Origin of the sequence: Streptomyces sp. CBMA291 (assembly GCF_014596525.1) — a bacterium.
Lineage (GTDB): Bacteria > Actinomycetota > Actinomycetes > Streptomycetales > Streptomycetaceae > Streptomyces.
On sequence record NZ_MSJP01000026.1, the window covers coordinates 58207 to 71982 of the forward strand.

At 72.2% G+C, this 13776-nt stretch carries 13 protein-coding genes; 6 read left to right on the forward strand and 7 right to left on the reverse strand.

Annotated features, from left to right (window positions below; translation table 11 throughout):
* Positions 1-262: 262 nt before the first annotated feature.
* The 5 genes from BU197_RS07415 to BU197_RS07435 all read left to right on the forward strand — a co-directional run bounded on the left by BU197_RS07415 (position 263) and on the right by BU197_RS07435 (position 6247).
* On the forward strand, positions 263-1594 hold the full coding sequence (locus BU197_RS07415; RefSeq protein ID WP_188267411.1) for an ABC transporter substrate-binding protein: 1332 nt from the start codon (positions 263-265) through the stop codon (positions 1592-1594).
* A gap of 93 nt (positions 1595-1687) precedes the next feature.
* Complete coding sequence (locus tag BU197_RS07420; RefSeq protein WP_188267412.1) at positions 1688-2683, forward strand: carbohydrate ABC transporter permease; 996 nt, start codon at positions 1688-1690, stop codon at positions 2681-2683.
* A 4-nt stretch (positions 2684-2687) separates the two neighbouring features.
* Positions 2688-3599 (forward strand): carbohydrate ABC transporter permease, encoded by a 912-nt coding sequence (locus BU197_RS07425; RefSeq protein ID WP_188267413.1) that lies wholly within the window; start codon positions 2688-2690, stop codon positions 3597-3599.
* Between the two features lie 78 nt (positions 3600-3677).
* Complete coding sequence (locus BU197_RS07430) at positions 3678-5120, forward strand: GH1 family beta-glucosidase (protein WP_188267414.1); 1443 nt, start codon at positions 3678-3680, stop codon at positions 5118-5120.
* A 215-nt stretch (positions 5121-5335) separates the two neighbouring features.
* Positions 5336-6247: a glycerophosphodiester phosphodiesterase gene (locus tag BU197_RS07435; RefSeq protein ID WP_188267415.1), complete on the forward strand. Its 912-nt coding sequence runs from the start codon at positions 5336-5338 to the stop codon at positions 6245-6247.
* A gap of 30 nt (positions 6248-6277) precedes the next feature.
* Here BU197_RS07435 and BU197_RS07440 read toward each other — a convergent pair whose 3' ends face one another.
* The 6 genes from BU197_RS07440 to BU197_RS07465 all read right to left on the reverse strand — a co-directional run bounded on the left by BU197_RS07440 (position 6278) and on the right by BU197_RS07465 (position 11728).
* Positions 6278-7342: a CU044_5270 family protein gene (locus BU197_RS07440; protein WP_188267416.1), complete on the reverse strand. Its 1065-nt coding sequence runs from the start codon at positions 7340-7342 to the stop codon at positions 6278-6280.
* Positions 7339-8079 (reverse strand): RNA polymerase sigma factor, encoded by a 741-nt coding sequence (locus BU197_RS07445; RefSeq protein WP_188267417.1) that lies wholly within the window; start codon positions 8077-8079, stop codon positions 7339-7341. Before BU197_RS07445 ends, BU197_RS07440 begins: the two co-directional genes overlap by 4 nt.
* A gap of 381 nt (positions 8080-8460) precedes the next feature.
* Positions 8461-8727, reverse strand: a complete 267-nt coding sequence (locus BU197_RS07450; RefSeq protein ID WP_188267418.1) for a metal-sensitive transcriptional regulator — start codon at positions 8725-8727, stop codon at positions 8461-8463.
* Positions 8691-9641 (reverse strand): sulfite exporter TauE/SafE family protein, encoded by a 951-nt coding sequence (locus BU197_RS07455; RefSeq protein WP_188267419.1) that lies wholly within the window; start codon positions 9639-9641, stop codon positions 8691-8693. Before BU197_RS07455 ends, BU197_RS07450 begins: the two co-directional genes overlap by 37 nt.
* Complete coding sequence (locus BU197_RS07460; RefSeq protein ID WP_188267420.1) at positions 9638-10219, reverse strand: rhodanese-like domain-containing protein; 582 nt, start codon at positions 10217-10219, stop codon at positions 9638-9640. The genes BU197_RS07455 and BU197_RS07460 overlap by 4 nt, the downstream gene beginning before the upstream one ends.
* Before the next feature lie 120 nt (positions 10220-10339).
* Positions 10340-11728: an MBL fold metallo-hydrolase gene (locus BU197_RS07465; RefSeq protein ID WP_188267421.1), complete on the reverse strand. Its 1389-nt coding sequence runs from the start codon at positions 11726-11728 to the stop codon at positions 10340-10342.
* 252 nt (positions 11729-11980) lie between these two features.
* On the opposite strand from BU197_RS07465, the gene BU197_RS07470 reads away from it, so the two are divergent.
* Positions 11981-13222 (forward strand): MFS transporter, encoded by a 1242-nt coding sequence (locus BU197_RS07470; protein ID WP_188267422.1) that lies wholly within the window; start codon positions 11981-11983, stop codon positions 13220-13222.
* A 16-nt stretch (positions 13223-13238) separates the two neighbouring features.
* Here BU197_RS07470 and BU197_RS07475 read toward each other — a convergent pair whose 3' ends face one another.
* Positions 13239-13514 carry a hypothetical protein gene (locus tag BU197_RS07475; protein ID WP_188267423.1) on the reverse strand — a complete coding sequence of 92 codons (276 nt, stop codon included), beginning with the start codon at positions 13512-13514 and terminating at the stop codon, positions 13239-13241.
* Positions 13515-13776 lie beyond the last annotated feature (262 nt).

The following is a 13776-nucleotide window of genomic DNA, read 5'->3' on the forward strand; positions in this document are numbered from 1 at the left end:
GGCGACGGGTGATGCGTTCAGGAGGTGACGCGTCCACCCCCGCGAGGGCCCGTGAAACCCCGGGAAAACCTTCCGGTAACGAAACCGCGTTCATGTCTTGACACCCGCACCCGCCAGGCAGCAACCTTCCGGCAACGACGTGGGAGCGCTCCCATCCGGGGGCCGTGAAGCCTTGCGTCAGATCCTGGCGGGCGCCGCCGAGCCGAGACCGGCCGGGCCTTCTGCCGCACCACGAGCACCACCTGGGGACGAGGAGAGTGGAATGCGCACTTCAAGGAGCAGACGTGGACGCCGGGCGGCGATCTCGGCGGTCGCCGTCGTCGTGACCGGCACGACCCTGCTCACCGGCTGCGGCAGCGACGGTGACGACGCCAAGGGAGACGGCAGGATCACCCTGCGGGTGGGGACCTTCGGTTCCTTCGGCTACGACGACAAGACCGGCGCCAAGCTCTACGCCGAGTACGAGAAGGCCCACCCGAACATCAAGATCGAGGAATCGAACGTCGCCGACGGCCAGAAGTACTGGGACACGCTGAAGCTGCGCCTCTCCCGCAACAGCGGTCTCGCGGACATCCAGGCGGTCGAGGTCGGCTTCATCGCCGAGGCGACCGGCGCGACCATGGCCGACAAGTGGGTCGACCTGGGCAAGGAGGGCGGCGCGAACCTCGGCGCCTTCCTCGACTGGAAGGTCAAGCAGGCGACCACGGCCGAGGGCAAGGTCATCGGCCTCGGCACCGACATCGGCCCCATGGCCATCTGCTACAACAAGGACCTGTTCGCCAAGGCCAAGCTGCCCACCGACCGTGAAGCCGTCGGCAAGCTGTGGGCGGGCGACTGGGCCAAGTTCCTTGAGACCGGCCGGACTTACCAGAAGAGCGCGCCCGCGGGCACCTTCTTCCACGACTCGGCGAGCGGGCTCTTCAACGCCGTCGTCTCCAGCGACCCGGTGCAGTACGCCGACGCGAGCGGGAAGCTCGACTGGGAGAACAGCCCCGGAGTGAAGAAGGCCTGGGACACCGCCGTCGAGGCGGCCCAGGGCGGACTCACCGCCAAGCTGCGCCAGTTCGACGAGAAGGGCACCTGGAACGCGGCCTTCAAGAACTCGAAGTTCGCCACCGTCGCCTGCCCCAGCTGGATGACCGGCATCATCAAGGACCAGGCGGGCACGGCCAACCAGGGCAAGTGGGACATCGCCGCGCCGCCGGTGGCGGGCAACTGGGGCGGCGCCTTCCTCGCCGTGCCGAAGTCCGGCAAGCACACCAAGGAGGCCGCCGAACTGGCCGCCTGGCTGACCGCCCCCGCACAGCACGCCAAGGTGTTCGCGGTCAACGGCAACATCCCCTCGTCCAAGGACACCCTGACCTCGCCCGCCGTCCAGAACGCGAAGCTCCCCTACTTCGGCGACACCCCGGTCGGCCGGATCTTCTCCAGCGCGGCGGCCGGGATCACCCCCGCCACGATCAGCCGCTACGACGGCCAGGTGAAGACCTTCCTCACCGACAACGGCATCCTCGACATCGAGCAGCGCGGCACCGACCCGGCCAAGGCCTGGGAGAACGTCAAGAAGCTGGTCGCCGACAAGATCGCCCAGTAAGGGGGACCGCGTGCCGGTCCTCCGCCGTCCCCGGGCGGCGGAGGACCGGCACCGTCCGCACCACGGCACGCATCGACCTGGAAGGAAGCCCCCGTGGCCACCTCCGTCCGGGCGGGACTCGACGGCTCAGCGCCGCCCGCGGAACCGCCCTCCTCCCCCGGCCGCCGCCCGGCCCCGGGCGGCCTGCGGTCCGCCCTCTACCGCTGGGACCTCAAGGCCGTCCCGTACGTCTTCGTCGCCCCCTTCTTCCTCACCTTCGCCGCCTTCGGCCTCTTCCCCCTGATCTACACCGGCTGGCTCTCCCTGAACCGGGTGGAGCTGGGCGGCAGCGCGCAGTGGAAGGGCCTTGAGAACTACACGGACCTCGCGACCAGCGAGTTCTTCTGGAACGCGCTCCTCAACACCTTCACCATCGGGGTGATCGCGACCGTTCCCCAGCTGCTCATGGCCCTGGGCCTGGCGCATCTCCTCAACTACAGGCTCCGGGGGCGCGGCTTCTTCCGGGTCGCGATCCTCGCCCCGTACGCCACCTCCATCGCGGCGGCGACCCTGGTCTTCGCCCAGCTGTTCAACACCGACTACGGGCTGATCAACACCTTCCTCGACGTGGTCGGGATCGGCCCGGTCGACTGGGAGGCCTCCCGGTGGCCGGCCCAGATCGCCATCTCCGCCATCGTCACCTGGCGCTGGACCGGCTACAACGCGCTGATCTACCTGGCCGCGATGCAGGCCGTGCCGCAGGACCTGTACGAGGCCGCCGCCCTCGACGGGGCCTCGCGCTGGCGCCAGTTCCTGAGCGTCACCATCCCCTCCATCCGCCCGACCGTCCTGTTCACGATCGTCGTCTCCACCATCGGCGCCACCCAGCTCTTCGGCGAGCCGATGCTCTACGGCGGCAGCGTCGGCATCAGCGGCGGCAGCGGCAACCAGTTCCAGACGCTGAGCCTGCTGATGTACGAGAAGGGGTGGGTGACCGGCGCGCTGGGCCAGGCCTCGGCCATCGCATGGGTCATGCTGCTGCTCCTGCTGCTCGTCGGCGGCGTCCAGGCCCTCGTCTCCCGCCACCACCGCAAGAAGCTGGGGGGCTGAGCCCATGGCCCGCACTCTCGACCCGCCCCGCCCGGTGCGCCCCGCGCCCGGGACGGCCCCGTCCGGCCGCCGCCCGCGCTCGGCCGCGGGACGCCAGCACCACGCGGGGCCGCTGACCTACGTCCTGCTCACCGTGGCGGCGGTGGTCTCGCTCTTCCCGCTGTACTGGAACGTGGTGGCCGCCTCGCACACCGGCGAGCGGGTGGTGGAGGCCCCGGCACCGCTGCTGCCCGGCTCCCGTCTCCTGGACAACCTCACCTTCGCCTGGAACCAGGTGGACATGGGCGAGGCGCTGGTCAACACGACGATCGTGGCGAGTCTGGTGGCCGCGTCCACCGTCGTCTTCTCCACCCTCGCCGGGTTCGCCTTCGCCAAACTGCCCTTCCGGGGCCGGGGGGTGCTGCTCTCGCTCGTGGTCGCCACGATGACGATCCCGCCGCAGCTCAGCGTCATCCCGCTCTACCAGATCGTCACCGACCTCGGCTGGGTCGACCAGCTCCAGTCGGTGGTGCTTCCCTCCTTGGTCGCCGCCTTCGGCGTGTTCTTCATGCGTCAGTTCCTCGTCGAGGCGCTGCCCGTCGAGCTGGTGGAGGCGGCCCGGATGGACGGCGCGCACAGTCTCCGGATCATCTGGCACGTGGTCTTCCCGGTGGCCCGGCCCGCCATGGCGGTGCTCGGCATGCTGGTCTTCGTCCAGGCCTGGAACGACTTCTTCTGGCCTTTCATCGCACTCACCCCGGACGGCAACCCCACCCTCCAGGTGGCGCTCGCCGGACTCGGCGCGGGCAACCACACCGTGGACCATGCCGTCGTGCTGACCGGCGCCCTCATATCGACCGTGCCGCTGCTGCTGGTCTTCGCCTTCCTCGGCAAGCACATCGTCGGCGGGATCACGGCCGGCGCCGTCAAGAGCTGACCGGCTCCACCGCCCCACTCCCGTTCCACCGCTGTACCGAACGTACCGACCCCGTACCCGTGTTGGGAGCGCTCTTCCATGACCGCGTCCGAAGCCCGGCCGCTCACCGCCACCCGTTCGTTCCCGCCCGGCTTCCTCTGGGGCGCGGCCACCGCCGCGTACCAGATCGAGGGAGCGGCGGCGGAGGACGGCCGTACCCCGTCCATCTGGGACACCTTCTCGCACACGCCCGGCAAGGTCTTCGAGGGCCATACAGGCGATGTGGCCGTGGACCACTACCACCGGTTCCGCGAGGACGTCCGGATCATGTCCGAACTGGGCCTGAACTCCTACCGGTTCTCCGTCTCCTGGTCCCGGGTGCAGCCCACCGGGCGGGGTCCGGCCGTGCAGAAGGGGCTCGACTTCTACCGGGCGCTCGTCGACGAGCTGCTCGCCGCCGGGATCGAGCCCGCTCTCACGCTCTACCACTGGGACCTGCCGCAGGAGTTGGAGGACGCGGGCGGCTGGCCGGAGCGGGCGACCGCCGAGCGGTTCGCCGTGTACGCGGGGATCGTCGCCGACGCCCTCGGTGACCGGGTGACCCGCTGGACCACCCTCAACGAGCCCTGGTGCACCGCCTTCCTGGGGTACGGCTCCGGGGTGCACGCGCCGGGCCGTACCGATCCGGTGGCGTCGCTGCGGGCCGCGCACCACCTCAATCTGGGGCACGGGCTCGCCGTCCAGGCGCTGCGCGCCGCGCTCCCGGCCGACCGGCAGCTCTCGGTCTCGCTCAATCTGCACGAGGTGCGGCCGCTGACCGGCTCCGCCGGGGATCTGGACGCGGTCCGCCGGATCGACGCGGTCGGCAACCGGATCTGGCTCGGGCCGATGCTGGAGGGCGCCTACCCCGAGGATCTGCTCGCGGACACGGCACGGCTGACCGACTGGTCCTTCGTCCGGGACGGCGACACGGCGACCGCGCGGCAGCCGCTCGATCTGCTCGCGGTCAACTTCTACACGCCGACGCTGGTGTCGGAGGTTCCGGAGGGGACGGTGAAGCCGCAGGACGACGGGCACGGCGACAGCGAGCACTCGCCGTGGCCGGGCGCGGACCGGGTCGCCTTCCACCGGGCGCCGGGCGAGCGGACGGCGATGGGCTGGCCGGTCGACGCGAGCGCCCTGTACGACCTGCTCCTGCGGGTGTCGGCGGCGTACCCCGAGCTGCCGATGGTGATCAGCGAGAACGGGGCGGCGTACGAGGACGTGGTGTCCCCGGACGGCTCGGTGCACGACCCGGAGCGTGCCGCCTACGTCCACGCGCATCTGGAGGCGGTGCACCGGGCGATGGAGGACGGGGCCGATGTGCGCGGCTACTTCCTCTGGTCGCTTCTGGACAACTTCGAGTGGGCGTACGGCTATGCGAAGCGGTTCGGCGCGGTGCGGGTGGACTACGACACGCTGGAGCGGACGCCGAAGTCCAGTGCGCTCTGGTACGCGCGGGTGGCCAGGTCGGGTGAGCTGACCGCGCCCGACGCGGGCTGACGGACGGCGGGGGCTGTTCCTCCGGCGGCGGGGCGGGCCGGGCGGCGGGGCCGTCCCGGTGACGGCCGGGGGCCGTTCCCGTGGCGGCGAGGGGCCGTTCCGGTGACGGTGAAGCGTGCCGGACCGGGAGGGGCTCGGCACACGGGTGTCTTCCGGTGACGGGATCGGGCCGGCACGGTCGTGTCGCCGGAGGGCGGCCCCTAGAGTGCTCGGATATGAGAGACGCTTCTCCGTCCGCCGCCTCCCGGCCCCTTCGTCGCCGTACGGCCACTCTGGTCGCCGCGGCCACCGCCGTGGCGGGTGTCGCGGCCGTGTTCGTGGTCGCCGCCCCGCCTTCGCATTCGGTGGCGGGGCCCGCCACCGGGCGGGCCACCGTCTGGATGCGTGCGGCGGGGGCGCCGCCGACGGTGATCGCCCACCGGGGCGCCGCCTCCCTCGCCCCCGAGAACACCCTGATCTCCGACGAGGTGGCCCGGCGGGGCGGGGCCGTCTGGATCGAGAACGACGTCCAGCCCAGCAAGGACGGCGTGCCGTACGTCCTCCACGACACGACGGTGGACCGGACCACCGACGGCACGGGCCCGATCCGTTCGCTGACCTCGGCCCAGATCGACGCGCTCGACGCGGGTTCCTGGTTCGCCCCGGCCTACGCGGGCACCCGGGTCCCCACGCTCGCCGCCCAGCTCGCGGATCTGAGGGAGCGCGGCGGAAAGCTGCTCCTCGAAGTCAAGGGCCCGCACAGCCTGGCCGAGGTGGCCCGGATCGTCCGGGAGGTCCGGGACCAGGACATGACCGGCCGGGTCTTCGTCCAGAGCTTCGACGTGCCGTCCCTGCGGTACGTCCACCAGCTGGCGCCCAAGCTGCCGCTGGGGCTGCTGCGGGGCACCCTCGACCCCGATCCGGTCGCGCTGGCCAGGCAGCTCGGCCTCGCCGCGTACAACGTCTCGGACACCGCGCTCGGCACCCGTCCGGAGCTGGTCCGGGAGCTGCACGCGGCGGGGGTGGCCGTGAACGTGTGGACGGTCGACACCCCGGCCCGCTGGAAGGCGCTTGACGCGCTCGGGGTGGACGGGCTCATCACCAACCGTCCGACGCAGCTTGCCGGTTGGGCCTCGGGCCGGGGCTGAGCACCCCGGCCCCGGCCCGGGACCCGTCCGTTACGGCGTGACCTTGATGCCGTCGACGAAGGCACGGACCATGACCGCCTGGGTGTAGACGACCGTGCCGGGCTTGAGCAGCCGGTCGTCGCCGTGTCCCTCGCTCACCTGGACGGTCCGCTCGCCGAGGAAGGCGAGGGTCGTCTCGTCGAAGATCCACTCGGTGCGCTGGCCGGTGGGGGCGTCGAGCCGGGCGACGGCGACGCCCTTGCGTCCGGCGGCGTCGGTGGCGCTGTCGACGGTGACGACGCCGGGGATCTTCGCGGCCGCCCGGTAGAGCGCGGCGGTGAGCTTCGGCGAGGGCCAGCTCTCGCCGAGGAGGTCGCCGATGGTGGTGAAGGCCTCCTGGTCCTTGTCGCGGCCCTGGCCCGCGGTCTCCGTGTAGATCTTGCTCAGCAGCGCGTCGGGGTCGGTGGGCAGGGTGGCGAGGTAGTCGTGCGAGGGCGCGCCGAGGTGCGGCTTCACGACATTGCCCTGCTCGTCGCGCCCTCCGAGGGGGATGCCCTCGGGGCCGGTGTTGCCGGGTTCGGTCAGCCAGCCCTTGAGGCCGTCGGGGGAACGCCAGGAGCGGCGGGTGTGCAGGGGGGTGCCGACGAGACCGCTGACGCCGTCGGCGACCCTGATGTGGGTGCCGGCGACACGGGACTCGATGTAGACGTACGAGCCGGTGTGGCGGCCGGAGCCGCCCGCTTCGGCGGCGGCGAGGGAGATCCGGTCGAGGAGCCGGGGCGCGCCCTGGGTGTCGACGGTGCCGATCCGGGTGGTGAGGACGGGGCCGGCCGCCCGGTCGTCCGGGGCCTGCGAGCCGCCGGGGGCGAGGACGAGGACGCCGACGGCGAGGGCTCCGGCGAGGGCGGTCGCGGCGGGCAGGAGGATCGCCTTCCTGAGGAAGGGGTTGCGTCGGGCGGGCCGCTCGGCGGTGCGGCGGTCTTCGTGGATCAGGTTCATCAGGCGCTCCTTGTGGAACTGGTGGCGGCCCGGGGGGAGTTCGCGCTCCTCGATCGCGGGGAGGTCGCCGCTCTCGTTCCGGTGCGCCGTGGGCGACTGGTTCGGCTCGGGGTTCATCGGGTTCCTTCCTGCGCGGGCCGGACCGCCTTGACGCGGTCACCTGTTCTCTGTCGGGAGCGGGGGGCGGGTTCCCGTTCCGGGGCTGCGAATCGTCCGCGATGTTCGCGGGCGGGTTCCCGCTCCGGGGCGGCGAGCCGTCCGCGTCGCTCCGGGGCGGCGGTTCGTGTGCCGTGTGCGCGGGAGAGTTCCTCCTCGGCGCCGGTACGGAGCTTGGCGCGGGCGCGGGAGAGCCGGGAGCGGACGGTGCCGACGGGCAGGCCGAGGGCTTCGGCGGCTTCGGTGTAGGCGAGGCCTTCCCAGAGGCAGAGCACGAGGATCTCGCGCTCGGTGCGGCGCAGGGCGCCGAGTGCGCGGAGGGTGGCGGCGATGCGGTTCCGGTCGTCGAGGCGTCCGGCGACCTCCGGGGCGTGGTCGGGCACCGAGGCTTCGGGCGGGCCCGCCATGGCGTAGGCGAGGGCGGCTGCCCGGTAGCGGCGGTTGCCCCGGCAGTGGTTGCGGGCCACGTTGGTGGCGACGCCGAGGAGCCAGGGCCGGAGCGAGCCTCCCTCCGGGTCCACCTTGTGCCGGAGCCGCCAGGCTTCGAGGTAGGTGGCCGCCATCACGTCCTCGGCGACGGACCAGTCCCCGGTCAGCCGGAAGGCGTGGTTGTAGACGCTTCGGGCGAAGGCGTCGAAGAGTTCGGCGAAGGCCGAGGAGTCTCCGTCCCGGATGCGTGCGCGCAGGTCGATGTTCACGTCTCTCGTCTGTCCGGCCCCGGGGAGGGGTTCCCGTGACCCGGGTCACAGCGGGAGGGGGCCGGTGCGGTCGCCCCGGGGAGGCGAGGAGCCCGCCCCGGCCGGCCGGGGCGATCCGATTGTGCCCGGAAAGACGAGAGGCCCGCCCCTCCCCCGGCTCGGTCGAGCGCGGGAGGGGCGGGCGTCGGGGTGCGCCTGTCCAGGACGGGCGACGGGGTGCGCGCGTCCAGGACGGGCGGCGGGTGTCCGTTCGGGGCGGGCTTCGAGGCTCGCCCGTTCAGTCGATCGTCGGGGCTCGCCCGTTCGGATGGGTGCCGGGGTTCGCCCGTTCAGTCGGCTGTCGGGGCTCGCCCGGTCGAGCGGGCGTCGGGGCTCGCCCGTTCAGGCGAGTGCCAGGAAGAGCTTCTCCAGTTCTTCCTCGGTCATGGGGCGGGCGTCGGCGTCGCCGTCCGCGAGGCACTGGCGCATCCCGCTGGCCACGATCTTGAATCCGGCGCGGTCGAGGGCGCGGGAGACGGCGGCGAGTTGGGTGACGACGTCCTTGCAGTCGCGGCCCGCCTCGATCATCGCGATGACTCCGGCGAGTTGGCCCTGGGCCCGGCGCAGCCGGTTCAGGACGGGCGTGACGGCTGTTTCTTCCACCTGCACGGGAGTTCTCCTTCGCTCCGCCCCCGGATTCCAGAATACCCCAAGGGGTATGCATTCGGTCGTTCGCGCCGCCGCCGGGCGAGGCACCGGGCGGGCCTGGCCGCGATCAGGGCGGTCAGGGCCGCTCCGGCGACCGCCCAGGTGGCGGGGTGGGTCCATACGGCGGTGTCGAGCTGCTGGGTGAGTACGAAGACGCCCATGACGACGACGAACCAGCCGAAGGCCTTGCGCAGGGCGTCCTGCGGGATGCGGCCCGCGAGGCGGGCGCCGACGAGGCTGCCGAGGACGGCCATGGCCGTGACGGTCAGGGCGAGACCCCAGTCGATCGACACGCCGGAGAGGTGTCCGGCGAGTCCCGCGAAGGACTTCATGGCGATGACGAGCAGCGAGGTGCCGACGGCGATGCTCATCGGCAGCCCGCCCAGGATCGCGAGCGCCGGGACGACCAGGAATCCGCCGCCGGAGCCCACCAGACCCGTCACCGCGCCGACCACGAGCCCCTCGACCGCGATGTGCTTCAGGGGCAGGTCGCCGTGGCGGACCTTGGGCTCCTTGGCCCGCCGGGGCTTTCGCAGCATGGCGAAGGCCGTGGCGAGCATCATCAGGGCGAAGGCGACGAGCAGGGCGGTGCCGGGGAGGTACTCGGCGAGCCTGCCGCCACCGTAGGCGCCGACCATGCTGAAGGCGCCGAAGAGCAGTCCGGTCCGCCAGCGGACCCGGTGGGCGCGGGCGTGCGGGATCAGGGCGGCGGCGCTGGTGACGCCGACGACGAACAGGGAGGTGGCGATGGCCTCCTTGGTGTCCTGCCCGGCGAGGTAGACCAGGATCGGGACGGTGAGGATCGAGCCTCCGCCGCCGAGGATGCCGAGGCTGACGCCGACGAGGACGGAAGCCGCGATGATCAGCGCGGTCACCGTTCGTCCCAGAGTCCGGCGATCACCGTACGGATGTCGGCACGCGGCCCCCGGTTGTAGGGGAGCTTGGAGAGCAGGACGCCCATGGCGCAGGAGTTGCTGAGCGCCGCGAAGGTCAGTCCGGCGCCGACCGCCGTGCCGACGAGGTGGGTGCCGGGCAGGAAGATCCCCGCGACGCCGGTGACGAGCACGATCGAGCCCGCGACGAGCCGGACCTGACGCTCCATGTCCCAGCGCTCGGGCCCCCGGTCGACGGGCGCGCCGGCCGCTTCCCAGGCGTTCATGCCGCCTTCCAGGACGCGGAGTCCGGGCAGTCCGGCCTCGGCGAGCGCCTGTTCGGCCTGCTGGGCGCGGGCGCCGGAGCGGCAGACCAGGACGACGTCCTCGTCGAGGAGGTTCCGCAGTTCGTCCCGGTGCTCGCGCAGGATGGCGACGGGCACGTTGTACGCGCCGGGGATGTGGGCCGTACGGAACTCGGCGGGGGTGCGTACGTCGAGCAGGCGCGGGGTGCGTCCTTCCGTCACGAGACGGTTCAGGACGGCGGAGGTGATCGAGGCGGCGGCGGTCTTCTGTGCCATGGGGGGAATTCCGTTCACGGAGCAAGATACCCAGAGGGGTATGTAAAGGGTCAGGGGCCCTCGGGGCGCAGGGGACGGACGGGGGCGCGTCCTCCCCTGCGTACGAGGGGGTGGGAGGGGTCAGGCGTGGGCGGGCTCGGCGGCGAGGGCCCAGGCGGCCCAGCCGCCGAGGATGTCGGAGACGTCCTCGAAGCCGCGGTGGCGCAGCAGGCTGGCGGCGATGGAGGAGCGGTGGCCGCCCGCGCAGTGCAGGACCAGGGGCCGGTCGGCGGGGAGTTCGGCGGCGCGGGCGGGCAGCTCGCTCAGCGAGATGTGCAGGGCCTCGGGGATGAAGCCGTTGGCCTGACGCTCGCCGCAGGTGCGCACGTCGACGACGAGCGGCGGGTTCTCCCCGGCGAGGGCGGTCTTGAGGTGGGCGGCGGTGACGCGGCTGGCGGGGGCGACCTCGTCCTCCATGGCCCGCAGGGCGTCCTCGGGGTTGCGCAGGTAGCCCACGACCCGGTCGAAGCCGATGCGGGCGAGGCGGGTGACGATCTCCTCCTCGCGGTTCTGCGGGGCCATGACGACCAGCTCGTCGGCCGGGTCGAGGACGGTGCCCGCCTGCTCGGCGAACCGGCCGTCGGCGGGCACGTTGACCGCGCCGCGCAGGTGCCCGGCGGCGAACTCCTGCGGGTCGCGGGCGTCGACGACCACCGCGCCGCCCTCGCGCAGCCCGGCGAACTCGTCGAGGGCCAGCGGGCGGGGCGCGGAGGCGCCGTCGTACAGCGGGCGCTCCCTGCGGTTCAGGTCGGCGTCGTAGGCGAAGTAGCCGGGCGCGGCGGCCTGACCTGCGGTGACGAGCGCGACGAACTCCTCGCGGCTCATCGGGGCGCAGGCGTAGTTGGTGGCGCGCTGCTCGCCGATGGTGGACTGCTTCTCGGTGGAGAGGTTCTTGCCGCAAGCCGATCCGGCGCCGTGCGCGGGGAAGACGCGGACCTCGTCGGGCAGGCCCATCAGCTTGTTCTGGACGCTGTCGTGGAGCATTCCGCCCAGCTCCTCGGCGGTCACGCCGACCGAGGCGAGCAGGTCGGGGCGGCCGACGTCGCCGATGAACAGCGCGTCGCCGGTCAGGACGCCGTACGGGACGGTGTCCTCGGCGTGCTCGTGGACGAGGACGCTGATCGACTCGGGGGTGTGCCCGGGGGTCTCCATGATCTCCAGGACGACATCTCCGAGGGTGATCCGCTCGCCGTCGGCGAGCTTGCGGATCGGGTACTCGGTCTCGGCGCGCGAGCCGTAGCCGATCCAGGCGCCGGTCTCGTCCGCCATCTCCAGGTGACCGGCGATGAAGTCGGCGTGGAAGTGGGTGTTGATCACGCCGACCACGGTGAAGCCGTGCGCCCTGACGTCGGCCAGGTACTCCGAGACGTCACGGCGCGGGTCGACGACCACCGCCTGCCCGGTCTTCTCGTCGGCGATCATGTAGGACGCCTGGGAGAGGCAGTCGAGGTAGTACTGCGCGAAGAACACGGCGGACCCTCCGTCCGAAGCGGGTGAACCCGGGGAGACCCTTCCTTGAATGGATACCCCCATGGGTATTGATGTCCTCGACCGTAAGCAGCTCGCCGCGCGAAGTCAAATACCCCCCTAGGTATCCAGGCTCACATCGGCGACGGGAAGAATTCATACCCCTAGGGGTATTCTCACCTGTGATGGAGCGGCCGGAACCCAGCGGAAGCACCCATCACGCACCGCGAGCGACCGCCCTCAGGAGGAGCATCGATGAAGCACCGGCCCACCGTCCTCGGGCTCCGGGAGAACCGCGCGCAGTTCACCCTGCTCGTGATCGTCACCATGACGGTCGGCGCCCTCGTGGGACTCGAACGCACCACGGTCCCGCTCCTGGGCACCGAGGTCTTCGGACTGACCAGCAACCTGGCCGTCTTCTCCTTCATCGTGGCCTTCGGCCTCACCAAGGCGCTCACCAACCTCGCCGCGGGCGCGCTCACCGCCCGCTTCCGCCGACGGCAGCTGCTGCTCGCCGGCTGGCTCGTCGGCATACCGGTGCCCTTCGCCCTCGCGTGGGGGCCGTCCTGGTGGTGGATCGTCGGCGCGAACGTCCTCCTCGGTGTCAACCAGGGGCTGACCTGGTCGATGACCGTCAATATGAAGATCGACCTGGTCGGACCGGCCCGTCGGGGTCTGGCCACCGGACTGAACGAGGCGGCCGGATACGTCTCCGTCGGTGTGACGGCCCTGCTCACCGGCTATCTCGCCACCGCCTACGGCCTCCGGCCCGCGCCCGAGCTGATCGGTGTCGTCTTCGTCGCCGCCGGTCTCGCCCTGTCCCTGCTCGCCCGGGACACGGCCGGGCACGTGGCACTCGAACTCGCCCGGCACCCCGCACCCGCCGAGACGGAGCGGCACTCCTTCGGCGCCGTCTTCGCCCGCACCAGCTGGCGCGACCGCTCACTGCGCGGCGCGAGCCAGGCGGGGCTCGTCAACAACCTCAACGACGGTCTGACCTGGGGTGTCTTCCCGCTGCTCTTCGCCGATCACGGCCTCGGCATCGCGGCGGTCGGACTGATCAAGGGCCTCTACCCTCTGCTCTGGGGCATCGGCCAGATCCCCGCCGGGCACCTCGCCGACCGATACGGCCGCAAGCCGCTCATCGTCGGCGGCATGCTCGTCCAGGCCGTGGGCCTGCTCCTCGCCCTGGCCCTGCTCGACCGGCCCCTGCTCGCCGGAATCGCCTCAGCCGTCGCCCTGGGCCTGGGCACCGCGATGGTCTACCCGGCCCTCATCGCCGCCGTCTCCGACCACGCGCACCCCGCCTGGCGGGCCAACGCCCTCGGCACCTACCGCTTCTGGAGGGACATCGGCTACGCGGCCGGAGCCCTCCTCGCCGGTCTCCTCGCCGACGCCCTCGGTCTGAACGCGACCGTGCTCGCCGCCGCCGTCCTGACCGCCGCCTCGGGTCTGCTCGCCGCCCGCTGGCTCGACGGCCGCCCGACGGCCCGCTGAGAGCGGACGCGCCCGGTCAGGGGCCGTCGCCCGCCCAGTCGAGCCGGGCGGGGTCGCCGGGGCGCGGGTCGTAGAAGGAACGCCCCGTGGTGCCGTGCCGTCCCAGCTCCGTCTCCAGGGCCACGCCCGAGACCCGTTCGGCCGCCGTACGGCCGGTGACGTCGAGCAGCAGTCCGTCGAGCGGGCCGCCGATCAGCTCGGCGTAGACCCGCCCGGGTCTCGGGCCCGGCCGGGGGTCGTCGTGCTCCTGGCCGTACACCCGGCCTCTCAGCAGCTCCTCGTCCCTGTCCATGGCGCACAGCGTCCCAGGCGCCACTGACAACGGCCCCCGGCCGAAGGGGAAGCCGAGGGAAAACCGGAGGAGAGGCCCGGCGGGAAGTCGGCGGGAAGCCCGAGCGAAGCCCGCGGTGGCACCGGCGACATGCCGGAGATCGACCGGAGAGGAGCCGAAGACCAGCCGAAGATCGGCCGGAACCCGACCGGCGAGGGGCCGCGAACCGATGGCGGACCGGCCGCGAATCCGCCGGAGAGCAGCCCTCGCCGGGCCGAAGATG

Bases quoted from the DNA above. Each gene is read 5' to 3' on its own strand.
- BU197_RS07415 (WP_188267411.1), top strand. From the start codon at position 263: ATGCGCACTTCAAGGAGCAGACGTGGACGCCGGGCGGCGATCTCGGCG.
- BU197_RS07425 (WP_188267413.1), top strand. From the start codon at position 2,688: ATGGCCCGCACTCTCGACCCGCCCCGCCCGGTGCGCCCCGCGCCCGGG.
- BU197_RS07430 (WP_188267414.1), top strand. From the start codon at position 3,678: ATGACCGCGTCCGAAGCCCGGCCGCTCACCGCCACCCGTTCGTTCCCG.
- BU197_RS07435 (WP_188267415.1), top strand. From the start codon at position 5,336: ATGAGAGACGCTTCTCCGTCCGCCGCCTCCCGGCCCCTTCGTCGCCGT.
- BU197_RS07440 (WP_188267416.1), bottom strand. From the start codon at position 7,342: ATGAACCCCGAGCCGAACCAGTCGCCCACGGCGCACCGGAACGAGAGC.
- BU197_RS07460 (WP_188267420.1), bottom strand. From the start codon at position 10,219: ATGGCACAGAAGACCGCCGCCGCCTCGATCACCTCCGCCGTCCTGAAC.
- BU197_RS07470 (WP_188267422.1), top strand. From the start codon at position 11,981: ATGAAGCACCGGCCCACCGTCCTCGGGCTCCGGGAGAACCGCGCGCAG.
- BU197_RS07475 (WP_188267423.1), bottom strand. From the start codon at position 13,514: ATGGACAGGGACGAGGAGCTGCTGAGAGGCCGGGTGTACGGCCAGGAG.